This is a genomic window from Acinetobacter sp. SwsAc4 (genome assembly GCF_013391535.1).
Taxonomy (GTDB): Bacteria; Pseudomonadota; Gammaproteobacteria; order Pseudomonadales; family Moraxellaceae; genus Acinetobacter.
In genome coordinates, this window is the sequence record NZ_JACAXC010000039.1 from 1 (window position 1) to 24,849 (window position 24,849).

General features: G+C 39.5%; 24 protein-coding genes. 12 read left to right on the plus strand and 12 right to left on the minus strand.

Annotated elements, in window-relative coordinates:
- Positions 1-203: 203 nt before the first annotated feature.
- The 3 genes from HYG88_RS13975 to HYG88_RS13985 form a co-directional block, all read right to left on the minus strand.
- On the minus strand, positions 204-1,724 hold the full coding sequence (locus HYG88_RS13975) for a catalase (protein WP_005162712.1): 1,521 nt from the start codon (positions 1,722-1,724) through the stop codon (positions 204-206).
- A 454-nt stretch (positions 1,725-2,178) separates the two neighbouring features.
- Positions 2,179-4,473, minus strand: coding sequence for a phosphoenolpyruvate--protein phosphotransferase (gene ptsP / locus HYG88_RS13980; protein WP_178883310.1), 2,295 nt, complete (start codon positions 4,471-4,473; stop codon positions 2,179-2,181).
- Positions 4,474-4,571: 98 nt separating this feature from the next.
- Positions 4,572-5,042, minus strand: a complete 471-nt coding sequence (locus tag HYG88_RS13985) for an RNA pyrophosphohydrolase (RefSeq protein WP_005162709.1) — start codon at positions 5,040-5,042, stop codon at positions 4,572-4,574.
- Positions 5,043-5,225: 183 nt separating this feature from the next.
- On the opposite strand from HYG88_RS13985, the gene HYG88_RS13990 reads away from it, so the two are divergent.
- From HYG88_RS13990 to HYG88_RS14010, 5 genes are all read left to right on the plus strand, one after another.
- Positions 5,226-5,876 (plus strand): HAD family phosphatase, encoded by a 651-nt coding sequence (locus HYG88_RS13990; RefSeq protein WP_178883311.1) that lies wholly within the window; start codon positions 5,226-5,228, stop codon positions 5,874-5,876.
- A gap of 85 nt (positions 5,877-5,961) precedes the next feature.
- Positions 5,962-6,228 carry a hypothetical protein gene (locus tag HYG88_RS13995; RefSeq protein ID WP_178883312.1) on the plus strand — a complete coding sequence of 89 codons (267 nt, stop codon included), beginning with the start codon at positions 5,962-5,964 and terminating at the stop codon, positions 6,226-6,228.
- 59 nt (positions 6,229-6,287) lie between these two features.
- Positions 6,288-7,727, plus strand: a complete 1,440-nt coding sequence (locus HYG88_RS14000; protein WP_178883319.1) for a DUF2252 domain-containing protein — start codon at positions 6,288-6,290, stop codon at positions 7,725-7,727.
- A 53-nt stretch (positions 7,728-7,780) separates the two neighbouring features.
- Positions 7,781-8,527 (plus strand): sporulation protein, encoded by a 747-nt coding sequence (locus tag HYG88_RS14005; protein ID WP_004957674.1) that lies wholly within the window; start codon positions 7,781-7,783, stop codon positions 8,525-8,527.
- Positions 8,528-8,598: 71 nt separating this feature from the next.
- Positions 8,599-9,354 (plus strand): hypothetical protein, encoded by a 756-nt coding sequence (locus tag HYG88_RS14010; protein ID WP_005162697.1) that lies wholly within the window; start codon positions 8,599-8,601, stop codon positions 9,352-9,354.
- Between the two features lie 2 nt (positions 9,355-9,356).
- Here the strand turns inward: HYG88_RS14010 and HYG88_RS14015 are convergent, their stop codons facing one another.
- Both HYG88_RS14015 and HYG88_RS14020 read right to left on the minus strand, forming a co-directional pair.
- Entirely contained in the window at positions 9,357-10,220 is an 864-nt protein-coding gene (locus HYG88_RS14015) for a LysR family transcriptional regulator (RefSeq protein ID WP_004916621.1), read from the minus strand.
- Between the two features lie 51 nt (positions 10,221-10,271).
- Positions 10,272-10,478, minus strand: coding sequence for a DUF2061 domain-containing protein (locus tag HYG88_RS14020; RefSeq protein ID WP_020899781.1), 207 nt, complete (start codon positions 10,476-10,478; stop codon positions 10,272-10,274).
- A 336-nt stretch (positions 10,479-10,814) separates the two neighbouring features.
- Between HYG88_RS14020 and leuC the strand changes: the two genes are divergently transcribed.
- The 4 genes from leuC to leuB all read left to right on the plus strand — a co-directional run bounded on the left by leuC (position 10,815) and on the right by leuB (position 14,733).
- Positions 10,815-12,233: a 3-isopropylmalate dehydratase large subunit gene (gene leuC, locus HYG88_RS14025; RefSeq protein ID WP_005162693.1), complete on the plus strand. Its 1,419-nt coding sequence runs from the start codon at positions 10,815-10,817 to the stop codon at positions 12,231-12,233.
- Between the two features lie 12 nt (positions 12,234-12,245).
- Positions 12,246-12,896, plus strand: coding sequence for a 3-isopropylmalate dehydratase small subunit (gene leuD, locus HYG88_RS14030; protein ID WP_178883313.1), 651 nt, complete (start codon positions 12,246-12,248; stop codon positions 12,894-12,896).
- Between the two features lie 138 nt (positions 12,897-13,034).
- Positions 13,035-13,610 carry a hypothetical protein gene (locus HYG88_RS14035; RefSeq protein WP_087547261.1) on the plus strand — a complete coding sequence of 192 codons (576 nt, stop codon included), beginning with the start codon at positions 13,035-13,037 and terminating at the stop codon, positions 13,608-13,610.
- Positions 13,611-13,653: 43 nt separating this feature from the next.
- Positions 13,654-14,733, plus strand: a complete 1,080-nt coding sequence (gene leuB, locus HYG88_RS14040) for a 3-isopropylmalate dehydrogenase (protein WP_005218467.1) — start codon at positions 13,654-13,656, stop codon at positions 14,731-14,733.
- Between the two features lie 66 nt (positions 14,734-14,799).
- On the opposite strand, the gene HYG88_RS14045 is transcribed toward leuB, so the two are convergent.
- A complete protein-coding gene (locus HYG88_RS14045) occupies positions 14,800-15,180 on the minus strand; it encodes a hypothetical protein (protein ID WP_178883314.1) in 381 nt (126 codons plus the stop codon).
- Positions 15,181-15,369: 189 nt separating this feature from the next.
- Between HYG88_RS14045 and HYG88_RS14050 the strand changes: the two genes are divergently transcribed.
- The gene (locus HYG88_RS14050; protein WP_004659107.1) at positions 15,370-15,741 is read left to right on the plus strand and encodes a lysozyme inhibitor LprI family protein; all 372 of its coding nucleotides are present in this window, start codon (positions 15,370-15,372) and stop codon (positions 15,739-15,741) included.
- A gap of 61 nt (positions 15,742-15,802) precedes the next feature.
- On the opposite strand, the gene infA is transcribed toward HYG88_RS14050, so the two are convergent.
- The gene (gene infA, locus HYG88_RS14055) at positions 15,803-16,024 is read right to left on the minus strand and encodes a translation initiation factor IF-1 (RefSeq protein WP_001284370.1); all 222 of its coding nucleotides are present in this window, start codon (positions 16,022-16,024) and stop codon (positions 15,803-15,805) included.
- A 229-nt stretch (positions 16,025-16,253) separates the two neighbouring features.
- On the opposite strand from infA, the gene HYG88_RS14060 reads away from it, so the two are divergent.
- Positions 16,254-17,261 (plus strand): AraC family transcriptional regulator, encoded by a 1,008-nt coding sequence (locus tag HYG88_RS14060; RefSeq protein WP_005162677.1) that lies wholly within the window; start codon positions 16,254-16,256, stop codon positions 17,259-17,261.
- Positions 17,262-17,302: 41 nt separating this feature from the next.
- On the opposite strand, the gene truA is transcribed toward HYG88_RS14060, so the two are convergent.
- The 5 genes from truA to asd all read right to left on the minus strand — a co-directional run bounded on the left by truA (position 17,303) and on the right by asd (position 23,144).
- A complete protein-coding gene (gene truA, locus HYG88_RS14065; protein ID WP_005162672.1) occupies positions 17,303-18,100 on the minus strand; it encodes a tRNA pseudouridine(38-40) synthase TruA in 798 nt (265 codons plus the stop codon).
- Between the two features lie 16 nt (positions 18,101-18,116).
- The gene (locus HYG88_RS14070) at positions 18,117-19,085 is read right to left on the minus strand and encodes an asparaginase domain-containing protein (RefSeq protein ID WP_178883315.1); all 969 of its coding nucleotides are present in this window, start codon (positions 19,083-19,085) and stop codon (positions 18,117-18,119) included.
- A gap of 44 nt (positions 19,086-19,129) precedes the next feature.
- Positions 19,130-20,320 (minus strand): FimV domain-containing protein, encoded by a 1,191-nt coding sequence (locus HYG88_RS14075; RefSeq protein WP_178883316.1) that lies wholly within the window; start codon positions 20,318-20,320, stop codon positions 19,130-19,132.
- Positions 20,321-20,381: 61 nt separating this feature from the next.
- A complete protein-coding gene (locus tag HYG88_RS14080; protein ID WP_178883317.1) occupies positions 20,382-21,884 on the minus strand; it encodes a FimV family protein in 1,503 nt (500 codons plus the stop codon).
- A 141-nt stretch (positions 21,885-22,025) separates the two neighbouring features.
- Positions 22,026-23,144, minus strand: a complete 1,119-nt coding sequence (asd, locus tag HYG88_RS14085; protein ID WP_178883318.1) for an aspartate-semialdehyde dehydrogenase — start codon at positions 23,142-23,144, stop codon at positions 22,026-22,028.
- A 189-nt stretch (positions 23,145-23,333) separates the two neighbouring features.
- Between asd and HYG88_RS14090 the strand changes: the two genes are divergently transcribed.
- Positions 23,334-24,443, plus strand: a complete 1,110-nt coding sequence (locus HYG88_RS14090; protein ID WP_178883320.1) for an endonuclease/exonuclease/phosphatase family protein — start codon at positions 23,334-23,336, stop codon at positions 24,441-24,443.
- Positions 24,444-24,849: the final 406 nt, after the last annotated feature.

Consider the following 24,849-nt stretch of genomic DNA (forward strand, 5'->3'; position numbering starts at 1 on the left):
TTCAGATGGCTATTCTACGTTTGATTGGTTTTGGAAAAAAAGAAGAATTTAAGAAAGTGCTCGCAATTTTAAGAAAGAAAAAGCCTGATAGGACAAGGGCTCTATGAAATTTGTCGTGTACAGAGAAGAGATTGACTAAATTGTTACCTAAGTTCATAAAAAAAGCCATCCGAAGATGGCTTTTTATTTGGATGTTTTAGGGTTTAAAGAAAGCTTGGTAAATGACGAGCAGGGTCAGTCTCACGGGCAGCTTGTGCATCAGCAACAGTCATACCAAGTGCTTTTGCAACACCTTCGCCATAAGCAGGGTGGCAAGCATAGCAGTTTCGGATATGACGATACTTGATAAAGTCCAACGCATCACCCATCGCGCGTGCTGTATTGCCAAATAAGGCATCTTGCTGTTCAGGTGTCATTAACTCGAACAAGGCACGAGGTTGACTGAAGTAGTCATTATCATCTTCACGATAATCCCAGAAGTCTGCATCGCCATTGATTTTCAATGGAGGTTCTTTGTATTGCGGCTGTTCTTGCCATTGGCCGAAGCTGTTAGGTTCATAATGTGGTAAACCACCATAGTTGGCATCAATGCGACCTTGACCATCGCGGTGATTACTGTGAACAGGGCAGCGAGCAGCATTCACTGGAATTTGTTGATAGTTCACGCCTAAACGGTAACGTTGCGCATCCGCATAGTTAAACAGGCGTGCCTGTAGCATACGGTCTGGTGAGGCACTGATACCAGGAACAAGATTGCTTGGTGCAAAGGCTGACTGTTCCACATCCAGAAAGAAGTTTTCAGAGTTGCGATTGAGTTCAAACTCACCAACTTCAATCAGTGGATAGTCACCATGAGGCCAAACTTTAGTTAAATCGAATGGATGATATGGAACTTTCTCAGCATCTTGTTCTGGCATGATTTGTACGAAAAGCGTCCATTTTGGATAGTCTTGACGTTCGATGGCATCGAATAAATCGCGTTGATGGCTTTCACGGTCTTGACCCACCAATTCACCAGCTTCTGCATCAGTCAGATTTTTAATGCCTTGTTGCGTTCTAAAGTGGAATTTCACCCAGAAACGTTCATTCGCTGCATTAATGAAGCTATAGGTATGACTACTAAAACCATGCATATGTCGGTAGCTAGCAGGGATACCGCGATCTGACATTACAATCGTGACTTGATGCAGGGCTTCTGGTAATAAAGTCCAGAAATCCCAATTATTGGTAGCACTGCGTAGATTGGTTTTTGGGTCGCGTTTTACTGCTTTGTTGAGATCTGGGAATTTGCGTGGATCACGTAAGAAGAATACAGGGGTATTATTACCTACCATATCCCAGTTACCTTCTTCAGTATAAAATTTTAAGGCAAAACCACGAATATCTCGTTCAGCATCCGCTGCGCCACGTTCACCTGCAACCGTGGTAAAACGAGCAAACATTTCTGTTTTTTTGCCGATTTCGCTAAAGATTTTAGCGCGAGTATATTGAGTAATATCATGGGTAACTGTAAATGTACCGAATGCACCAGAACCTTTAGCGTGCATACGACGTTCAGGAATCACTTCACGGACAAAGTTGGCAAGTTTTTCATTTAGCCATAAATCTTGGGCTAATAAAGGACCCCGAGCACCTGCTGTCATACTATTTTGATTATCCACCACGGGTGCACCAAAATCAGTGGTTAAGTGGCTATAAGGACATTTTTTATCGTCTTGGCTCATGTTCTATCTCCATCAAGATGACCTGTGAGCTGGGTCATCCGAACTGTTTGACCGTTCAAAGATATGAATGTTCAACCTTATCAGCTACAAAATGGGTATCAAAAATGAAGATGCCTAAACTGATTTGTAATGATGTGGTTTACATCCGTTGTATTTTTACTCTAGATTGATGAAAGTTTTTTTTCCAATGGATTAAAGTTGATGTCATAAATGCTTTATCCGATTGAAGCTGTTTAAATCTTAAATCTGGCAATGAGAATTGTTGAGCAATAAATTGTTAAAATTTGAAAAAGTCCCATTAAAATAACCAATTAAAGGGAATTGAATAGTTCATTAAGGGTAATTGTATAATCAACTCCCAAATTCAGCTTGTATGCTCATATATAAAAACAGGAGGTTTTTCACCTGTTGCAGTTGTGTAAAGGCATCCTTGAAAGGATGCCCTAGTTATTTTCTAGGCACTGACCAAACGATTTGATTTTACCATATCTGCAAGACCATGCGTTTTAAAGTAGTGTTCAAGCCAACTTTTAATGACCAGAGGGTTATTCATGTGTAAAACATCGTCTAAGAGTTGTTTTGCATCACTCATTGGGACATGACAAATCGCTTTACGAACTCTTAATATATTGCTAGAACTCATAGAAAGTGTATTGAAACCCATCGCCATCAGTAGAATGGCAGATAATGGATCTCCTGCCATTTCACCACAGACACTGACTGGTTTTTGATAGATATGACAATCTTCTACTAAACGGTTTAAAGCACGTAAGACAGACGGATGAAAGTGCGAATATACGTTAGCTACATGAGGATTGTTACGATCAACAGCCAATAAATATTGGGTTAAGTCATTTGAGCCAACTGAAAAGAAGTCGACTAGCTCCGCAAACTCACCAATTTGTAAAAGTACACTTGGTACTTCAACCATGATCCCAATTTTAGGCTTAGTGATTTTGACTTGTTCTTCTTCTTGTACAGCTAACCAGTCTCGTTCCAATAGATACAAGACTTCCTCAACTTCACTGACACTTGTCACCATCGGCAACAAAATATGCAAATTATTCAAACCAATACTAGCTTTTAGCATGGCACGGATTTGCGCTGAGAAAATTTCAGGATGATCCAGAGTAAAGCGTAGACCACGCCAACCTAATGCCGAGTTTTCTTCTTCAATACTAAAATAAGGTAAATCTTTATCCGCACCAATATCGAGAGTTCGCATAATCACGGGCTTATTCGCAAAATGGCTCAACTGCTGACGATAGATGGCACGTTGTTCTTCTTCACCAGGGAAGCGTTCGCGTAGCATAAATGGAATTTCGCTGCGATATAAACCGACACCTTTCGCACCACGTTGCACGCCACGAACAACGTCAATCATCAAACCTGTATTTACGAATAAAGGAATAGAGACACCATCAGGTGTAATCGCATCTTTGGTTTCATATTGCTTCAAATCTTTGGCGATTTGTTCTTCTTCTTTCTGGACTTCTTTATATCGTTGACGTAATCGACGTGGTGGGTTAACAAAAACACGTCCCTGATAGGCATCGACAATCATCTCAATGTCATCAAGGGTGTTGATTGGCAATTCGGTGACACCCACAACGGTTGGAATCCCCAGAGCGCGTGCCACGATTACCATGTGTGAATTGGCAGCGCCTTCAGAAGTCACAATCGCAGCGATTTTATCAACAGGAAGTTCAACTAAAGCCGCCGTACTAATTTCTTCACCAATTAAAATACTGTCTGGGCTAAGTTCACGATGGCTGGAATCCGCCTCCTGTAGGCAGGCCAAAATGCGCCGTCCCAAGTCCTTAAGGTCAGAAACCCGTTCACGCAGGTAGTCATCTTCCATTTGTGCAAACAGCACCACATGCTTGTCAATGACTTTACGCACCGCACCTTGTGCCCAACTGCCTGCACGAATGTGATCTTTAATCTCACTTGGTAACGCATTTTCATCTAACATCCGCAGGAACACGCTAAATAACGCACGTTCTTCTGACATCAATGAGTCTTGCATTTTCTCATCTAAAGATTGGATCTCTAAACGTACCGCAGCAATCGCTTGATCTAATAGCTCAAGTTCATCACTGATATCTTCAGCTTCACGATCGGGAATTGCAGCAAGATCGGCTGGGGGATAGAGCACGATGGCGCGACCTAATGCAATCCCTCCAGCACCTGAAACCCCTTGGAAGGTTTTGTAAGATGAACCACTGGTTGGTTTGCGGAAAACATCAATATTTCCGACCGCATGTGCATGGGCAATTACCCCTGAGAGTTGCGCACATAAAGTAACGAGAAATGATTCAGCCGCTTCACTAAAGTCTTGAGGTTCTTTATTTTGAACAACTAAAACGCCCATCACTTTACGGCGATACATCACGGGTACGCCAAGAAATGAGTTAAATAGCTCTTCACCTGTTTCAGGCAAATAAGCAAAGCGTTCATGCTTAGGTGCGTTATCTAAGTTTACAATTTCTTCACGGTTACCGACTAAACCGACGAGACCTTCACCAACACTCAAAGAAACATGTCCAACAGCTTCAGGTTTTAAACCTTTTGAAGCCATGAGCACATAGCGTTTATTTCGTTCATCCAATAAATAAATGGAGCATACATCGACATGCATCGCTTCAGCCACATGATTGACCATAATGTCCAAAGAATCATGCAAACTGACGGACGCATTGATTTCCTGCACAATGCGTCTAAGCGTGTCGAGTTGCATGTTTGACATGGATGTTTACTCCAATTTATAAATCGTTATCGGTCTAGTTATAACAGCTCTATGATCAAAAATCATTGCTTAAAGTGATGATTTGTTGACGATTAACGCTACGGTAATTGTAAACACAATTCCATCATGGCTCTGCGGTAAACATCTCTTTTGAAGTTCACTACTTGACCTAATGGATACCAGTAACTCACCCATTGCCATTGATCGAACTCGGGTGGGTCTGATAGATTTAACTGAATATGATGCGGCGATGCCGTTAATTTCAGTAAAAACCACTTTTGCTTTTGTCCAATACATACCGGATCAGAATCTGACCGAATGTACCGATGTGGCAAACGATAACGCAGCCAACTTTTAGTCTGCGCTACTATTTGGACGTGTTCGGGCAATAAACCGACTTCTTCTCTCAGTTCACGATAAAGTGCCTGTTCAGGGGTTTCTCCAAACTGGATCCCTCCTTGTGGAAATTGCCAAGCATTGTGACCAATGCGTTTTGCCCATAAAACTTGTCCGTCATCGTTTGCCAAAATGATCCCGACGTTGGGTCGGAAACCTTCTGAGTCGATCATTTGGCTACCTAAATTTTCTCTATATCGTTGACTTTGATCTCGGGGACAGTCACTCTTCACGTCCAACTCGAAAAAGGTCAAAGTAAAATGTTTAAAATTGCTATGATCTTAACGAATTTTTAGTCACTTACGGAAATAGATTTACGTTTTTTTTCTTTAATTTGCATTTAAATGAGCATTTATATGAAATTGGCTTTGTTTGATTTAGATCACACCCTGTTAAATACCGATTCTGACCACTCATGGGGTGAGTTTTTAGTGAATGAAGGTTTGGTTGATCCAGTTCATCATCGTCAAATGAATGATAAATTCTACGAGGACTATAAGGCAGGACAACTTGATCCGATTGCCTATAACGAATTTGTCTTTGAATTTTTGACCAAGCATGACAATACTTATTTAACTGAACTACACCAGTTGTTTATGCAAAAAGTGATTCGTCCCCAAATGCGTCCGAAAGGTTTTGATGCAATTAAAAAGCATCAAGATTTAGGTCATGCGATTGTTGGGATTACTGCAACCAGTGATTTTATTACGGCTCCGATTTTTCGTGAATTTGGTATTACTGAAATTATTGCCACCAATGCCGAAGTTCTTGATGGGAAGTATACGGGTAAGGTGACAGGTTTACCTTGTTATCAGAAAGGTAAGCTTGCTCGTTTAAATCAATGGTTACAGGGAAGAGCAGTTGATGAGTCTTGGGCGTATTCAGATTCAATCAATGATCGTTTTTTGCTTGAATATGCAACCCATGCAATTGCAGTGAATCCTGATGATCGTTTAGAAAAATTGGCGCAAGATCAAGATTGGGATATTCAAGACTGGTCGATTTAAGCGAAGAATATAAAAAATGTTAAACATATTGAGCTGTTCGATATGTTTAATATAGTAAATAAGAACAATGAATTGGAGATAAAAAATGAAAGAGTATCCTAATGAAACTGAACAAACTAAAAAACCAACCTGGCTAGATTATGTCGCCGAAGGTTGTGGCGAATTGATCGTACAACTTACATTATTAGGAATCTGTTTTTTAATTGGGAATGTTTATTTTGCCTATGTTGCTTTTGGCGTAGGTGCACTATTTTTGATTTTACCTTTTGCGATGTTAGTTTATTTTATAGCGAAAAAATATGTGAAAAAGCAAAGGCTAAACTATCAAAAAGCTCAGCAGAATAAGAAGTGAAAATATTTTGTTTTTAGGAAAGGGTTTTTTTGATATAAAAATGTTTTTGATAGGGGGAAATAATGAAAAAACAACAAATTGAATTGCCAGAGAAGTTGTGGAAAGAGCAAAGCATTGATTTAACCCGACACAGTTATCAAGGTCAGGTGCTGAGTAAACGCGATGGTTTCAAATTGGGCAAGGCTCAGCGTAAAAAAATTCCAAGAGAACAACTGTCACAGTTGTCAGTGCGACCACAGGGTATATCTGCATTAAGCATTTATGATTGGAGCAATCAGGGACGTTTAGAAAAGCTTAAGCCCATTCGTGCCAAGCGTATGAGTGTTTCTCCATTTACCTATTATCGTGGTATGCCTTCTTTAATGTTGTTTGATCAAGCATGGGAGCAGTTTAACTCAGGGTTATTCCAGCAAATTTGTGGGGATTGTCATTTAAGCAATTTTGGTGGTTTTGCTAGCCCTGAACGTAATCTGTTATTTGGAATTAATGATTTTGACGAAACTTTAGTTGCGCCATTTGAGTGGGATTTAAAACGTTTAGCAACCAGTTTTGTGATTGCAGCACGTGATATTGATCTTGCTGATAAAGTCGGTTTAAAAGCCATTAAAACTATGCTGAATAGTTATCGCCAACATCTACTGCAAAATACTGAATTATCACCCCTACAAGTTTGGTATGACAAAGTCGATGCCAGTACGTTGTTAGAAAATACGGAATGTCGGAAGCTCCGAAAGAAACGAGCCAAACATCTGGACTCCGCCCAGAAAAGAAATGCCCACTCGGTTTTACCTAAACTGACCCAGCAGGACAAAGAGACGGGTTTTCGACACTTTATTGATGATGAACCTTTGCTTTGGCATCCAAAGTTAAATGAACCATTCAACAAAAATGTTGATGAGTTTTTTAGACAGTATCGTGATTCATTGAAATATGATCGGCAGGTTTTATTTGACCGTTATCAACGTACCGATGTGGCATTAAAAGTGGTTGGGGTGGGGAGTGTGGGGACACGATCAGCCATCGCATTATTCCAGGATGCGGATCGTGAACCATTAATTTTACAAATGAAAGAAGCTAATCCTTCTATTCTTAGTTCGTTATTTTTGGACAAAGTGACACATGAAGGTGAGCGCGTAGTGCATGGTCAGCAACTCATGCAAGCCGCTAGTGATATTTTCCTAGGTTTCTCTTCAACACTTGATCAACATTTCCATGTACGCCAATTACGCGATATGAAAATTTCAGTTGATCTGAGTGATATGGATGATGAATATTTTTATGAATATGCTGAAAGTTGTGGTTTGGCTTTAGCTCATGCTCACGCTAAGGCTGGAAATGCTGACGTATTGATGGGATATCTCGGTGAGGGTAGTGCGATCGTAGAGGTATTACAATCGTATGCAGAAGCTTATGCAGAACGCAATCTAAATGACTATCAGCAATTTATGAATGAAGTTGCTGATGGTAAGATTCAGCTCGCTGGAGATGATGCGCTGTAACAATAAGTATGCTGCTACAGATGATATGAAATAATTCGAAAGGTTAGAGAAAAATGTTTAATAAAATTATGTCTGGTTTGGGTCTTCAAGGCGTGACTGTAGAAACACGTTTACAGAATCCAAACTTGCAAGCAGGTGAGACACTGCATGGGGAAATTAGTTTCAAAGGGGGATCTTCTGATAAAGAAATTAATGGTCTTTATTTACAATTGATGACGATGGCAGAAGTAGAATCTGGTGATCATGAGTTTAATCAACCTTTGGTTTTACAAGAATGGTTAGTGAATTCGAGATTCTTATTACCTGCACATCAGGCTCATTCTTTCCCATTTAGTATCCAATTGCCTTTTGAAACACCAATTACAGAAGTTGCGTGTCGTAGAAATGGTGCGCGAGTTTGGATTCAGACTCATATGGATGTTGATTGGGGCTTAGATGCTACTGATCGTGATTATCTAAAAGTACTGCCAACAGCAGCAATGCAAAGCTTTTTGCAAGCGATGCAACAGTGTGGTTTTGTTTTATCTACAGTTGATGTCGAAAAAGGACAGCTTACAGCTCGAAACTTTAGATCGACAATTGGCTGCTATCAGGAGTTAGAGTTTGTATCCTCACATATGTTTAGTGGCTTTAATGAGGTAGAAGTTTCATTCGTCGCTGAAGCACAGCAAACCCATATCATGTTAGAAATTGATCGTACATTCCGTTCAGATCAATTATTGACGATGACGATTTCAAATCAAAACCTTGATGTGAATCAAATCACACAGCAAATTCGCCGTTTATTACAGATTGCATAATCAAGTTAAAAGCCTCCCATTTGGGAGGTTTTTGTCATATAACTGTCATCTTTTCTTCTTAAGATAAAACTATGAAAATAAAAATAAATCAGGAAGAAAATACTTCCCCTACGCTTGATGTGTTACTGAAACTAGATCGACAACAACAACACTTAAAAATACGATGGATTATATTGCCCATCTTGATTGTTTTACTAATGTTTAGTTGGCAACAACATCTGTTTACAGCTTGGGTGATTTTGCCGAGTATATGGATGCTGCTGGTCTTTAACCATTTACTGATCATTCGAAGCAGAAGACAAAAACTACAAAAGATTCAAGAGATAAAACTTGACCCTGTTTTTATGCGATCGTTACAACAACACTACCCACATATTAGTTTAAAGCAACGTCGCCTGATTGAGGCAGGATTTAAAGATTATCTAGCCCTGCATGCAATTCAACAGCAAGCATATGCAATGCCTTCAAACGCAGTCGATGCCTTATGGCATGAGATGTTGGAATATCCTGATCAATACAGAAAATTATGCATTCAGACTATTGGCCGAGAGTTGAATCATCATCCTTATGGTGATGAGACTCAAGCAGAGCAACAAGCGAAGCAATTATTTGAAGCATGGAAATATAGTTGTTTGTTGCATGGATATAATCCTAGAAACACGACGCAAATGCCTCGATTATTTGCAATTGACCAAGCTCTGAATTGGGAGCATGGCCAACACTTTGATTTGGATAAAATGACTAAAGATTATGCAAAATATTTACAAGAACAGTCGTCCTCATCATCGAGTTGTGGAAGTAGTTGTAGCAGTTGTGGTGGGGATTAAATTTAATCGTTTTTCATCAGTTGAATCAGCTCTTCAGCAGCTCTAGATTGAATCCGTGCAGGATGCCAAACCATACCGAGTTGACGATTCATTTTTAAATTTAAATCGAGTTGTTTTAAATCTTCGTTTAGAAATGTTTTAGGCAAAACCGACCAACCCAAACCTATTGAAACAAGCATCCTAATAGATTCTAAAGGATTGTTACTCATGGTTATTTTGGGTTTTAGACCATTCTTTTCAAACTCTGACAACGTAATTTGACTCGTATAAGTTTGTGCAGCAGGCAAAAGACTAGGATAGGCGATCAAATCTTCAAGATTAAGTTGAGTTTGTTTTGCCAAAGGATGAAAAGGTGCACTCACAAATACTAAGGGGTCATTCCAAATAGTCACGTAGCTGAGTCGATCATCACCTGCTGGGGGTAACGTTAAAAAGGCAAGTTCTAACTCTCCCGCAAGGACTTGTTCATGTGCTTGTTCAGAGTCGACAAAATGCACATCTAAAGTGACTTGAGGAAAAAGTTGAACAAATTTCTTAAGTGGTTCGGCGAGATGATGTAGACCAATATGATGGCTAGTGCCAATTTTAAGGCGACCTTGCACCTGAGTCTGTTCATGGCTAAGTGTGTGGTGAATCTCACCTAATTCATTTAACCATGTTTTTACTTTTGGAAGTAATGAATGTGCAGCATGTGTTGGTTGAATACCACGACCTGCTGACTCAAATAATTTTACGCCAAAGTAATCTTCTAAACTATGAATACGTTTAGTGACAGCAGGTTGAGTGATAAATAATAATTCTGCAGCGATTGAAATAGAACCTGTTTCCATCACTTTCACAAATGCTTCAAAAGCAGCAAGATTCATATTGGCTTTCCATAAGGCGTTTAAATTCGTTGTATCTGCAACGGATAGGTTCTAGAAACGACTCCATACTTTTTCATGGAAGAAAAATGCAAAGGCTTGCACTGTTGGCTCAAGCAAACTGAGCGTTGCTGCCATGATCAAATTGCCTGTCACTAGATATGCCACCATCATAGCAACAGTGATGTGCATGATGTAGTAACTCAAGGTTTTTTTTAAAGTTCGTTGGTTATTTATCACGAATTGTTGAATATTTGCCATCTGAGTCACCATTTTAAATCTTAATTATTTAAATAATAATCATTATCATTTGTATTGTAAAAAAGAATTTTTAGCTTGTCGTTATTGGATTTATAAATGAATCAACGATAAGTCTTCATATGAGTGCTAGTTTCTAGTTTTTTATATAATTCAAGCTTATATATCATTTGAAATCCTGAATCATTTGAAATCCTGAATCATTTGAAAGAGTTTTTTATTCCTAAAAGTTTTTTAATTTATAAAAATGATAAATTAGATTTATGTGAAACGGTTGTTATAATCAAGCTAAGATTACAAATACCCAGTCCTATGGCAAGCACCACGGAGAGCGAAGACATGGCAGGCAAAACATTATATGACAAATTATGGGATGATCATTTAGTCACTGAGCGTGATGATGGATCGTGTTTAATTTACATTGATCGTCATTTATTACATGAAGTGACTAGTCCACAAGCATTTGAAGGTTTACAGCTTGCAGGACGTCAACCATGGCGTTTAAGTGCCAATGTCGCAACACCTGATCACAATGTACCAACCTCTAAAAAAGAGCGTGAACAAGGCATTGCAGGGATTGAAGATGATACTTCTCGTATCCAAGTTCAAACCTTAGATGATAACTGTAAGACCTTTAATATCGTTGAATTTGGTATTAATGATATCCGTCAAGGTATCGCACATGTTGTTGGTCCAGAACAAGGTTTAACATTACCTGGTATGACTGTTGTGTGTGGTGATTCTCACACGGCTACGCATGGTGCATTTGGTTGTTTAGCACATGGTATTGGAACATCTGAAGTTGAGCATGTTTTAGCGACTCAATGCTTGGTACAGAAAAAATCGAAGAATATGCTTGTTCGTGTTGACGGTGTATTAGGTAAAGGTGTCACTCCTAAAGACGTGGTTTTAGCGATTATTGGCAAAATCGGTACAGCGGGTGGCACAGGTTACGCAATCGAATTTGGTGGTCAAGTATTCCGTGATATGTCGATTGAAGGTCGTATGACTGTTTGTAATATGGCGATCGAGGCTGGCGCACGCGTGGGTATGGTAGCTGTAGATGATAAAACCATTGAATATGTAAAAGGTCGTAACTACGCACCTCAAGCAGAGCAATGGGATCAAGCAGTTGCATACTGGAATACTTTGCATTCTGATGCAGATGCAGTGTTTGATGCTGTTGTTGAGTTAAACGGTGCAGAAATTGAACCGCAAGTGTCTTGGGGAACTTCACCAGAAATGGTGATTCCTGTTTCGCAAGCAGTACCGACTTTAGAACAAGCAAAAGATGATGTTCAACGTAATGACTGGACTCGTGCTTATCAATATATGGGTTTAACTGCTGGTCAAGCGTTGTCTGATATTCAATTGGATCGTGTCTTTATTGGTTCATGTACCAATTCTCGTATTGAAGATATTCGTGCTGCGGCAGATGTCGTGAAAGGGCGTAAAGTTGCATCTAGTATTAAACAGGCGATGATCGTTCCAGGTTCAGGTTTGGTGAAGCAACAAGCAGAACAAGAAGGCTTGGATCAAATTTTCTTAGACGCTGGTTTTGAATGGCGTGAGCCAGGTTGTTCAATGTGCTTAGCAATGAACGCTGATAAATTACAACCAGGTGAACATTGTGCATCTACTTCGAATCGTAATTTTGAAGGTCGTCAGGGTAACGGTGGTCGTACACATTTGGTGAGCCCTGCAATGGCTGCAGCGGCTGCAATAGCAGGCCATTTTGTTGATGTACGTTCATTCTAAAGGAGCAAAATCATGAAAAAATACACTGTAGAACAAGGTATTGTTGCACCTTTAGATCGTGCAAATGTTGATACCGACTTAATCATTCCAAAGCAGTTTTTAAAGTCAATTAAGCGTACAGGTTTTGGCGATAACTTATTTGATGAATTGCGTTATCTGGATGAAGGTTATTTAGGGCAAGATATTAGCAAACGTCCAATTAACCCTGAATTTGTATTGAATAAACCGCGTTATCAAGGTTCAACGATTTTATTGGCACGCACGAACTTTGGCTGTGGCTCTAGTCGTGAGCATGCACCTTGGGCTTTAAATGAGTATGGTTTCCGTACCGTGATCGCGCCAAGCTTTGCAGATATTTTCTTTAATAACTGCTTTAAAAATGGCATGTTGCCTGTGATTTTATCTGAAGAGATTGTTGATCAGTTATTCAAGGAATGTGCTGAAACAGAAGGTTATCAATTGACCATCGATTTAGAAGCTCAGGAAGTGCGCACGCCAACAGGTGAAGCATTTAAATTTGAAATTGATCCCTTCCGTAAGCACTGCTTATTAAATGGTTTGGATGATATTGGCTTAACTTTGCAAGTGGCAGATGATATCCGTGCCTATGAAGAAAAAGCCAAACAGGCGCGTCCCTGGGTATTTCAGGAAATAAAGGCCTAGGCTTTTGTTGAGTGGAGATACTTTAATGTCTGGGGACATTTTAAAGATAGTCATAGCGCAGACATTGAACTCTTGCTAACATGCTAGCGAATAATATTTGCTTGCATGTGTGCATGTTATGAGGACTGGGCTCGAATAATGAAAAGAAGACTCGCTTACAGTATTTTGCTGTGTTTAGGTCTTGCGACAACGTTAACGGCATGCCAAAACGCGCCGACTGTTGTTGATCAGGTTCGTATTGCCCAAAATACAGTAGGCAATAAAGCAGAAAATGCAACTTTGTATTGTTCAGGCGTCGAAAATTGTGAGTTTGAACGAATCAATGACATTGCCGTGATCGATGCCAAATCGCACCGTATTAGCCAACAGGCGATGGAGCGAGGGATTGTACGATTGCATGGTTCGGTTTTTAGTAGAAAACAACAAGTCTACTTAAATGTACCAGCCAAACAATATGAAGTAGTCATTCGCTTTTATCCTATTTCACCAGACCGAGCTGAAACCTTCCATGTGATTCATGCATTCAAGCCGCATCAAAGCTATACCTTTAAAATGTATCGGGACAGGGAAAAACGCTCAGATAGCCTGTTGAATGTGTCTGCACCTGAACCCTTATGTGTGGATTTACAGCAAGAGCAGCATACCATTCGCCGCTTCTGCCGCCCATATGATGTGGTGACAGGACTCGGCGAGTTTGTTGAGAAAAAGATTTAATGATTTGCAGTTAAAAACTGCGCTAATGAAACTGGAAAAATAGATGTCTAAACATATTTTAATTTTGGCAGGTGATGGAATTGGTCCTGAGATTGTTGGTGCAGCTGAGCAAGTACTAACTAAGGTGAATCAAAAATTTAATTTAGGTTTGACATGGGAACAAGGTTTACTGGGGGGTGCAGCAATTGATGCTCACGGTGAACCTTATCCAGCTGTAACAAGCGAACAAGCTAAAAATGCTGATGCCATTTTATTAGGTGCGGTTGGTGGTCCTAAGTGGGATACCATTGAACGTTCGATTCGTCCAGAACGTGGTTTGCTTAAAATTCGTAGCGAATTGAATTTATTCGCAAATTTACGTCCTGCGATTCTTTATCCACAATTGGCTGATGCTTCAAGTTTGAAGCCAGAAATCGTTGCAGGTTTGGATATCCTCATTGTGCGTGAATTAACGGGGGGGATCTACTTTGGTCAACCACGTGGTATTCGCGAATTAGAAAATGGCGAAAAACAAGGCTATAACACTGATGTTTATTCAGAAAGTGAAATCAAGCGTATCGCCAAAGTTGCATTCGAGCTAGCAGGCTTGCGCGGTGGTAAAGTATGCTCGGTTGATAAAGCCAATGTATTGGAAGTGACTGAATTGTGGAAGCAAACGGTTACTGATTTACAGCAAGCACAATATTCAAATATTCAACTCTCACATATGTATGTTGACAATGCCGCGATGCAGTTAGTGCGTGCACCAAAGCAGTTTGATGTGATCGTTACAGGTAATTTATTTGGTGATATCTTATCTGACGAAGCAGCAATGTTGACAGGTTCGATCGGCATGTTGCCTTCTGCATCTTTAGATGAAAATGGCAAAGGCATGTATGAGCCATGTCATGGTTCTGCACCAGATATTGCTGGTCAAAATGTTGCTAATCCATTGGCAACTATTCTTTCAGTTGCGATGATGTTACGTTATACCTTCCGTGAAGAAGCTGCAGCAAAAGCAATTGAAGATGCTGTGGGTCAAGTATTAGATCAAGGTTTGCGTACAGCAGATATTATGTCTGAAGGCATGACAAAAGTTGGTACAGATGCTATGGGTGAAGCTGTAGTTTCAGCACTAAACTAAGAATTATAGCCAATAAAAAACGCAGCTTGGGCTGCGTTTTTTTATAACTTAATGTATATGTGCGAACTAACAAGCCTTGCCTTCATAGCGAATAGAGTGAGCAATTTGCTGTTGGTCTAGCTCAAAAATGATGTGACATTTTAAATTGAGATCATAAGTACTGTCTGTATTGCCTGCACTTTGAATTGGTATATTTTGAGCACCAAGTTCAGCCGATTGAGCGATAGGAATAGGAATACGAATTGGGTGAATGACAGTGTAAATCAGCTGATTGCTTTGTTTGATTGGTTGGGTGATAGTCTGAAAACCTAGAGGTTTTAAATCGAACTGCTGTTGGATTATGGTTGCAGATTGCCCGATAAAAAGTTGTAAATAATCAGGTAGGCTGGTTCGATTCTGGTATGCAGTGGTACATGCTTGTAAAGATAATATGATTAGAAATAACAAATACTTAAATTTTTATTTTGATTAATCTTTATCCTCTCATCTATGCTTATTCAATCCTTAAATGATGTTGGTGTCGAGTTCATTTGTGTGAATTGATAAAAATATACAAACTAGTCTATTTTTAGGCAATATTCAATTGAGTTCAAATGTGCTTACATAGATAGGATATTAAGCGATTGAAAAAACTTGATGCACAAATTTATATTTGGACTGATGTGTGGCGCTTTAGCAACATTCAGTCATGCAGATAATTGTGATAAGGCACGCAATACGTATGATGATATTTATTGCACGAATAAAATTTATGCGAGTGCTGATGCTGATTTAAATAAAAATTACCAGCAATTGCGTCACCAACTCAATGAGACACAACAAAAGATTCTTAAAAAGTCCCAGCTCGCATGGATTCATCATCGAGATGCAGAATGTACTGATGATCAAAAAAATAGCGTAAGCGTGCAATGTAGACTTACGACAACACAAGAGCGTAATCATTGGTTAGAGGAAAGATTGCGTGAGTGTCAAACGGTAGGATGTAAAACAACACGTTTGAGTGAGTAATAAGAATCAAGCATAAAAAAAGCCACAAACAAAATGTGGCTTTTTTGCATTCACGAATCTCTTAGCGCGCACGATAAGTGATACGACCCTTTGTTAAGTCATAAGGTGTCATTTCTACTTTTACACTGTCACCCGTCAAAATACGGATATAGTGTTTGCGCATTTTACCAGAAATGTGAGCAATAACTTCGTGACCGTTTTCTAAACGTACACGGAACATCGTATTAGGAAGCGTTTCGGTGACAACGCCTTCGAACTCAATGAGTTCCTCTTTATTGGCCATAGCCTACCTGATGATCAAATTGGAAAGGGGCAAATTATAGTCAATTTATTTGAATTTTACAAGGTGAAGCGTATGTAAACCTTTTAGATCTTTATTCATAAAAACTGTCGGACAATTGACAATCTTTTTTAACAAAAGAAGCAGAATATTGTTGTCAGTTTGGTCAATCAACGTTAATCTAAAATTGTTGTTATTGTTACAAGAACGTATCTACAGGGAAGGGCACTGAGTGGGTCAGTTAACAGATGCATCAGTTGTATTGCGCTTTGGTTATCAGGCAATTCGTAAAGCGGGATTGCCAACTGAAGAGATTCTAACAAAAGCAGGGGTAGCGCTAAATCAAATTGATACCAATGCCAGAACGCCATTAAGTGCGCAAAATGCATTTTGGATTGCTGCACAGGAAGTTAGCAATGATCCTGATATTGGATTGCATTTAGGTGAGCATTTACCACTCTATCGTGGTCAGGTGATTGAGCATCTATTTATTAGTAGTGAAACATTTGGTGAGGGTCTAAAACGAGCTTTAGCTTATCAGCGTTTGATCAGTGATGCCTTTGATGCCAAACTGGTGATTCAGGATGGACGCTGTTATTTAAGCAATGGCGAACAGTACTGGTCTGACAATCTGGTCAATCGCCATTTTTCTGAATGTGCGATGTCAGGTATTCTTCGCTTCTTTAAATTCATCACCGAAGGGCAGTTTCAGCCGATCTACATTGACTTTAACTTCAATGAGGGTGCGGATGATGATGAATATTTTCGAGTGTATGGCTGTCCTGTCAGTCTGGGTCAAAAAGAAACCCGCCTTTATTTTGATCATGCTGTGCTTGATTACCCATTGTGGCAAGCTGAACCAGAACTACTACAATTACATGAACAACTAGCGATTGAGAAGTTGCAGGAACTCGCCCGATATGATTTGGTGGGCGAGGTACGCCGTGCCATTGGTTCAACTTTAGAAAGTGGTGAAACTACGTTAGAAACAGTTGCAGCTCAATTAAGCATCACGCCACGACGCTTAAGAACACAGCTTAGCGAGGCGAATACAAGCTTCCAGCAAATCCTTTCAGATTATCGTTGCCGCCTAGCGAAGAAATTATTGGCGAATACCAATGAAAGTGTAGAAAGAATCGTGTATTTAACAGGTTTTTCTGAACCAAGTACGTTCTATCGTGCATTTAAGCGTTGGACGAATGAAACCCCTGTTGAATATCGTAAGCGTAAACAGCGTTAATTTTTCTAAGAAAAAAGCCTTATCTCTCGATAAGGCTTTTTTTATTCAGGCAGATTTAACCATTGGGGACCTAAAGGCAGCTGTGGTAAATCAAACTCATCAGGATAATAGGACTGAATAAAATATAAACCATCAGGTGGGGCGGTGATGCCTGCCGCTGTACGGTCTTCTGCGGCAAACATGGTATCGATATGATCAATCTCATACATACCTTGTCCGATTTCTAGTAAGCATCCCATGATATTGCGTACCATATGATGTAAAAATCCATCGGCTTGAATATCTAATACTAAATAGCGTCCATGTTCAAATAGACGGCAGTGTTTTACATGACGTATGGGTTGATTGGATTGACAGGCAGCAGCTCGGAAGGTCTCGAAGTTATGCGTTCCCTCAAATTTTGCTGCAGCGACCATCATCTTCGGTACATCTAATTTTTGATAAAGATGAGTGACTTGTTTATACAATAGTGCAGGACGGGTGGGTGCGTTATAGACGACATAACGATAACGTCGTGCAGTGGCTTTGAACCGTGCATGGAAGTTCTCATCCATGCATTTAATCCATTGAATTGAAATATCTTTTGGAAGTTGACTGTTGGTGCCACGAATCCAACCTTGTTCTGGGCGAATAGCTTCGGTGTCGAAATGAGCCACCATATTGGTTGCATGTACACCTGCATCAGTTCGTCCAGCACCATGCAGAATAATGGGCTCATTGGCAATACGGCTCAGTACTTTCTCGATGGTCTCTTGAACAGTTGCAACGCCAGGCTGCTGGGTTTGCCAACCACGGTATTGCGTGCCACAAAATTCAATACCGATTGCATAACGTTGCATGTTTTAACCTCAAATATTAATGCTGATGCCAATTCGCGAACCATTGTTCGTGGCTCGGATATTTTAAATAGATTTGCAAGACTTTTGCATATAAATCAGCATGGCTATGGCAATCATTGATTAAAACTTTGGCAGATTGAATCCATGAACTGACGGCATAGCGTTGATCTAGTTGCCCAAAGGTCACTTGGGTGCTGATAATAGGCAGACATTTTTTTTGATACAGTTGCTCAAACAGCATTAGAATTTCGTCATTTACTGCAATATTGCCTGTGCCAAATCCTTGTAGAATCAAGAAATTTGGTGGGTTAAGCAGAATATTTTTTAACTGTAGAATGAGTTGTTCTTTTGCAATTGGCTGCAACATCAAATTTAGGATGCTTAGTTCAGTTGCTTGCTGAATATATTCATTTTGAACAACAAGAAAATCTGCTGTGGTTTGACATCTTTGATCTGCTTTAACACCGACGAAAGCATCCAACTCAGTGGTATGTGCTTTTAAGGTCGTTTGTGCGTGAAAAACTTGTTCATGGAATGCAAGATAAACACCAGTTGGCAAAGTGAGGACTTGCTCTAATGCTAAATATAGGTTGCCTGTGGCATCTGTAAATTCACGGGTATCATTGCCTTCAACATTCAATAATGGGTATTGGCTACCTGTAATGATGGCATGACAAGAATGTCCCAAAAAACGAGCAAGTGTTGCTGCAGCGTAACTTAAAGTATCTGTCCCATGAATAATGACAAAATGTTGAAAACCATTGAGTTGCAATTGCTGGATTTGTTGTACCAACTTTAGCCAATCCGTTGCAGTGCAGGCACTACTGTCTTTGATACTAGGCGCAGCGAAGCATTCGACCTGTAAATGAGGTGGAATGATCTTAGCTAGTAAAGGTAGAAAATCCTGTTCTGGCATTGGCATCAATGGTTCGCCAACGCAACCAAACGTCCCACCCATATAAATTAAAGCGATTTTATTCATCATAAAAAAAGCAGTCTGAGAGACTGCTTATATTAGACCGATCAAATTCAGGAAGCTATTTTATTCAGTAAACTTTGTGAATGTTGTTGTTGCTCTGCATTAAATGGTGGGCTATTTTTTAATAATTCACGTGCAGAATTATAAGCGCCCAATTCAATATATTGCTCAGCAAGTTCTAGATTGAGCTGTGCTTCATCAAGCTGTTGTAAATCAGGAAATGATTGTACAAGAGGGTCATTGCTTGCAACAGATGTAGTTTGAGGCGAGGTTTGAACAGGTTCAAGTTCAACAACTGATTCCGTAACTGTTTCTGTAACTTCAACTTGCTTGTTTTCTATCGGTTCAAAACTAAAATCTAACGTTGGTGCTGCTTCAGTTTTTTGTTCTGTAACTTCTAAGTTTGAAAAATTGAAATCTAATTCAGGCTTTGCTTCTTCAACTACAGGAGAAGTTGCAGGTGCAGCGTCTAAATTGAATGAGAATTCTAAAGGAGCAGGCTCTTTATTCTCTGGTTGCTCGATTGTTGGCGTAGCTTCGGTTGTTTCCTTTTTCTCAAAGGAAAAATTAAAATCTAATGGTTGAACTTCTGGGACTGGTTCAACTGGTTTAGCTTCTTCTGCTGGTGCAACATATCCAGATTGTAAGTCATCAAATGATTGTGACGTTTTTGATGCCGCTAATGCGTCAAAATCTGCGTTGTTTTGCTCTTTTGCTAAACTATCTGATGTAATGGTTTGCTGGAAATGGCTTGAGACTGAATTGTACTCAATTGCATCAGGTTGTTTATTTTTTTCATATTCACGTTGTTTTGCTTCAGCGGCTTGAGCAATATCATCAAGTTTCAAAGCATGAATATGTTTGATCAATTGATCAATTGCAAAATCATCTTTTTGAGCTAAGTGAATATCAAGGAGAAATAAATATAACTCATGTTGGGAGTTATCTTGTTTTAAAATTTGATTGATTTGTGCTTCTGCGCTTTGATAATTGCCACTTTGAATTTGCTGTTCAATTTTCTGGCGTAAAGACTCTGGAATCGCGGTTGCGGCGGCTGGAACAGATTCCTGTTCTTCACGTGCTAATGTCGTACGTGAAGTTTTAGTTGTAGCTGCTTTCTTCGCTGATTTTGCTGTAGCACCTTTTTTAGATGTGGCAGTAGTTTGGTTGTCACTGCGTTTTTTTAAAACGATTGCAACAACTAATACGACGATTAGCAGTACAATTATTATAGTTGACATGATCTATACCCCTTAAAGATAGAGCCGCTTTGTTGCAAATTTATGAGAATCTTCTCGTAACCTAGCGTGTTGGCTTTTTAGTTTCCTGCTGCACTTTCAACTGATCTTGTAACTCTGCAAGCCGAGCATTTAATAGCTGAATACGTTGTTCCTTGTTGCGTAATGCCAATTCTAACTGTGTTACGTTTCTTTGTAATGTAACGGTTTTTTCTCGTGCTGTCATAACTTTTAATGATAAATCTGCACTGGTTTTTTGCTGTAATGTGTCTTTTTTCGCACTTCCATTGCTTGAATCTTGGTTACTTTCAGCGACTAGTGACATTTCAGCTTGCTGCAGGCGATATTTGGCTTGACCTGATCGAGGATGTGTTGTCTGTGCTGCTATTTGATTTATTGCTGTATTCTGACGAGATGGTGTTGTGTTTAGATTGAAATTTAAACGAGACCCTTGTCTTAAACGATTTGCATTGCCACCAATAAAAGCATGCTCATTCTGCGCTTTGATCTGATTCATAACTTTAGCAACAGGCTGTTGTGTTTGTGATGCGATTTGTTGCGCAATACTCCACAAAGATTCATTACGCTGCACGACATGCTGTTGAGCTGAGTTATTAGATGCAGTCATGGAATTGCTATTTGTGGCAGGTGCTTTCTTTTTAGCTTGTTGTGCTGTTTGTGTAGGTTGTTGTTTTTTAAATTTCTCTTGTGGTTCGGCTGGCTTTGTATCGAGTGGTTTTGATTCTTTTTCGATTGGTGTTGGTGGTTGACTCGCAGTTTGAACTGGCTGAGCTGCGACTTGAACAATAGGCTGTTTAGTCATGGTAGGCGTTGGATTTGATTCAACTTTTACTGGTGCAGTCGTATTTATATTATTTGTTTCGATTTTAGGGCTAATTTTTGCAGTTGCAGTGTCCTGATTTTGGCTTGGTATCGGCGTTGTAACAACAGATATTGCTACTGGAGAGCTTTGCTTTGATTGTGAGCTATTTAATATGGGTGGTAAAGCTGAGGAGACATTTAATAAATTTTCTTGCTTTAAATTAAGCTCTTTTACATTTGTTGCAATCGGTGAACTGAAGCGAGTGCTTTCGGGTAAATTGAGCGCAATATCTTTTTCACTGACAATATATTTAGGTGAAAGTGTTTTTTCATTCGCAGCTGCTTTAGCTGATATCGCTCTCGAACTTTGTCCTATAGGTTGCTTAATATGCTTTAAATGTGATGCACCACTTTCTTGTATTTTAAGAATAATATTAAGTTCACTGTCTATCATTGGACGTGTAGAAGTGATCACAATCACCCCTTCACCTTGTGAATTGCGACGTGTATAAAAATTTAGGCCACTCGGAGGCTGATGAGCAGCACCCATCATTAAAAGATCTTCAGGTGTTGCTAAGCCTACATCTAATTTTGCGGTAGGATCAGCTTGATGAAAACTCATTTCTGCGTAGAGTAATTCACCAGGTGCAGATTGGATTTGCAATGGATCGAGTGTAATCGCATAAAGGTGTTGCGAAGAAATGATGGCTAAAATGGCAACTTTTAATTTGTTATAAACAGTCATCTCGATCCATGAAAAAGTGATGTTTTAGTCAATTCAAAAGTATACATTACCGTGATGTAAATGAATTGTAAAATATTCATGTTTGATAAAAAACAAAAGCCGATCAAATGTGATCGGCTTTTGTTTTTTAAATGTTTTTGCTTAAGCGTTCTTGTATTCAACTAAAATACGAAGCATACGGCGTAAAGGTTCAGCAGCACCCCAAAGTAGCTGATCGCCTACTGTAAATGCACCTAAATATTCTTTACCCATATTGAGCTTACGTAAACGACCAACTGGAACTGTTAAAGTACCCGTCACAGCAACAGGAGTAAGGTCAGTCATAGAGGCTTCACGGGTATTTGGAACTACTTTCGCCCATTGGCTTGATTGACGAATCATATCTTCGATTTCATCAAGCGCAACATCTTTTTTCAACTTCAAAGTAATGGCTTGAGAGTGACAACGCATTGCACCAATACGAACACAATGACCATCAATAGGAACAATCTGTTGATTGCCTAAGATCTTGTTGGTTTCAACTTGACCTTTCCATTCCTCTTTTGATTGACCACTTTCAAGCTGTTTATCGATATATGGGATCAATGAACCTGCTAATGGCACACCAAAGTTAGACTTTGGAAAACCTTCACCACGTTGCAACTCGGCAATTTGACGGTCAATATCAAGAATTGCAGATTTTGGATCATCCAATAACGTTTTAGTATTGTTATATAAATAGCCCATTCCAGTGATCAATTCACGCATGTTTTGCGCGCCCGCACCAGAAGCTGCTTGATAAGTCATCGAAGTTGCCCATTCCACTAAATTATTTTGGAACAGAGAGCCTAAACCCATCAACATTAAAGAAACTGTACAGTTACCGCCAACGAAAGTTTTTGTTCCGTTGACTAAACCATCTTTAATCACATTTAAGTTTACTGGATCAAGTACGATAATTGCATCATCAGCCATACGAAGGGTAGACGCAGCATCAATCCAATAACCATCCCAACCTTCTGCTTTGAGTTTCGGGAATACATCAGAGGTATAGTCACCACCTTGGCAGGTTAAAATGACATCCATTTGTTTCAGACTGTTAATGTCTGAAGCATCCATAAGTGCTGGGGCAGTCTTACCACCAAATGAAGGCGCTTCGCCACCTGCATTACTGGTAGAAAAATAGAATGGCTCAATATGAGCAAAATCATTCTCTTCAACCATACGTTGCATAAGGACAGAACCCACCATCCCACGCCAACCGACCAGACCTACTTTCATGTCATTGTGCCTCGGTATTTCAAAAAACTTTTAAGGGGTTTGAGTGTATCAAAAGCGACCACAACTGCAAGCTTTACGTAAATAAAACGATAATTTAATTGAGTGGAATAATTTGTTTGTATTAGATAGAAAATTGATAAAGCCATAACTTTATTGAGAATCTAAGACATCCCCACGAGAAAAATGAACATGATATGGATTCAGATTTGTGCAGTATTGGTTATATGGCTTTCGTTTTGGTCATTAATCCCCAGAGATGAGTGGTGGTTTAGAGGTGCGGACTTTCCGCGCTTACAGATTCTAGCAATCGGTCTCTTCGCCTTTTTTGCAATGTTATTTGCCATTCCCGAATGGACCTTGACTACCGAGTTGTTGTTTGTTGGATTGGTCGCAGCAATCGCTTATCAGTTGAAAATGGTTCTACCATATACCCCGATTTGGAAAAAACAAGTTCAAAAAGTTAAGCCTGAGCAAATCAATGAAAACCAGCAAATCTCATTGCTGGTTGCCAATGTATTGACGCCAAATGATAAATATCATTTATTACTTGAGCATATAGACACATTAAAACCTGATGTTGTGCTGACATTAGAGTCAGATTCAAGTTGGCAAAATGCGTTAGTTAACATTGAACAAGATTATCCTTATCGCGTGCCCGTACCTTTAGATAACTTATATGGTATGCATCTGTATAGCCGCTTGCCATTGCACGATACAGAAGTGAAATTTATCTTAAGTGATGAAATTCCATCTATACACGCTTCGGTAACATTACGTTCAGGTATCCAAGTACAGTTATATTGTTTACACCCTAAACCACCAAGCCCAACTGAAGCTAAAGATTCAACTTTAAGAGATGCCGAGCTTTTAATTATTGGCGATCGAATAAAAGATTTGGATGAAAGTTGTATTGTCATGGGGGATCTTAATGATGTGGCATGGTCACGCACCACGCGATTATTTCAACGAATCAGTGGTTTGCTAGATCCACGGGTAGGTCGCTATTTCATGAATACTTTTCACGCAGATTATCGGCTTTTACGTTGGTCTTTAGACCATATCTTTCATAGTACCGACTTTGGCCTAGTGGAAATGAAACGTTTATCTCATATAGGTTCTGATCATTTTCCAATTTATGTCGTTTTACAGACGGGTCGTATTTTTGAGCAACAGCAGGAAGAACTAGAACAAAGCGCTGAAGATGAACAAGAGGCTCAAGAAGCGATTCGGGATGGTATAGAAAAAGCAGAACAAGAGCACAAGCAAGTTGTTGATGAATTGGCTCAGCCTTATAAGTGACTCAATAGAATGAAATGGCAAATATCGTGATGTAAGCAATATCGTACATTGATTTAAGTCTACGGCGAATAGTCTAGTTTGATCAAAAGATTTATTCTAGATACATCAGCACATGGACGCAGGAATGGATTTCCGTTTAAGGATAGCGACGCTGAGATGGAAAATGCATTATGGATATGATGCATGCGATGGAAGCAAGATAATAACAAAGATGTGAAAGCACAACCTCATTTGCCCGAGTTTTGCAGGATGCGAAACTCGGGTTTTAATTTTCTCTAAATATTCTTTGTACACGACAAAAAAAGACAACTCATTGAAATAATGGCATAATACTTGTTTTCTGACGACGAATATGATGACACATTTCAATGAGTTACATCTCATCTTAAACAAATATCTAAAGTGG

Excerpts from the sequence above, each read along its gene's own strand:
- HYG88_RS13975 (WP_005162712.1), bottom strand. The coding sequence starts at position 1,724 with ATGAGCCAAGACGATAAAAAATGTCCTTATAGCCACTTAACCACTGAT.
- ptsP (WP_178883310.1), bottom strand. The coding sequence starts at position 4,473 with ATGTCAAACATGCAACTCGACACGCTTAGACGCATTGTGCAGGAAATC.
- HYG88_RS13985 (WP_005162709.1), bottom strand. The coding sequence starts at position 5,042 with ATGATCGACTCAGAAGGTTTCCGACCCAACGTCGGGATCATTTTGGCA.
- HYG88_RS13990 (WP_178883311.1), top strand. The coding sequence starts at position 5,226 with ATGAAATTGGCTTTGTTTGATTTAGATCACACCCTGTTAAATACCGAT.
- HYG88_RS13995 (WP_178883312.1), top strand. The coding sequence starts at position 5,962 with ATGAAAGAGTATCCTAATGAAACTGAACAAACTAAAAAACCAACCTGG.
- HYG88_RS14005 (WP_004957674.1), top strand. The coding sequence starts at position 7,781 with ATGTTTAATAAAATTATGTCTGGTTTGGGTCTTCAAGGCGTGACTGTA.
- HYG88_RS14010 (WP_005162697.1), top strand. The coding sequence starts at position 8,599 with ATGAAAATAAAAATAAATCAGGAAGAAAATACTTCCCCTACGCTTGAT.
- HYG88_RS14015 (WP_004916621.1), bottom strand. The coding sequence starts at position 10,220 with ATGAATCTTGCTGCTTTTGAAGCATTTGTGAAAGTGATGGAAACAGGT.
- HYG88_RS14020 (WP_020899781.1), bottom strand. The coding sequence starts at position 10,478 with ATGGCAAATATTCAACAATTCGTGATAAATAACCAACGAACTTTAAAA.
- leuC (WP_005162693.1), top strand. The coding sequence starts at position 10,815 with ATGGCAGGCAAAACATTATATGACAAATTATGGGATGATCATTTAGTC.
- leuD (WP_178883313.1), top strand. The coding sequence starts at position 12,246 with ATGAAAAAATACACTGTAGAACAAGGTATTGTTGCACCTTTAGATCGT.
- HYG88_RS14035 (WP_087547261.1), top strand. The coding sequence starts at position 13,035 with ATGAAAAGAAGACTCGCTTACAGTATTTTGCTGTGTTTAGGTCTTGCG.
- leuB (WP_005218467.1), top strand. The coding sequence starts at position 13,654 with ATGTCTAAACATATTTTAATTTTGGCAGGTGATGGAATTGGTCCTGAG.
- HYG88_RS14050 (WP_004659107.1), top strand. The coding sequence starts at position 15,370 with ATGCACAAATTTATATTTGGACTGATGTGTGGCGCTTTAGCAACATTC.
- infA (WP_001284370.1), bottom strand. The coding sequence starts at position 16,024 with ATGGCCAATAAAGAGGAACTCATTGAGTTCGAAGGCGTTGTCACCGAA.
- truA (WP_005162672.1), bottom strand. The coding sequence starts at position 18,100 with ATGCAACGTTATGCAATCGGTATTGAATTTTGTGGCACGCAATACCGT.
- HYG88_RS14070 (WP_178883315.1), bottom strand. The coding sequence starts at position 19,085 with ATGATGAATAAAATCGCTTTAATTTATATGGGTGGGACGTTTGGTTGC.
- HYG88_RS14075 (WP_178883316.1), bottom strand. The coding sequence starts at position 20,320 with ATGTCAACTATAATAATTGTACTGCTAATCGTCGTATTAGTTGTTGCA.
- HYG88_RS14080 (WP_178883317.1), bottom strand. The coding sequence starts at position 21,884 with ATGACTGTTTATAACAAATTAAAAGTTGCCATTTTAGCCATCATTTCT.
- asd (WP_178883318.1), bottom strand. The coding sequence starts at position 23,144 with ATGAAAGTAGGTCTGGTCGGTTGGCGTGGGATGGTGGGTTCTGTCCTT.
- HYG88_RS14090 (WP_178883320.1), top strand. The coding sequence starts at position 23,334 with ATGATATGGATTCAGATTTGTGCAGTATTGGTTATATGGCTTTCGTTT.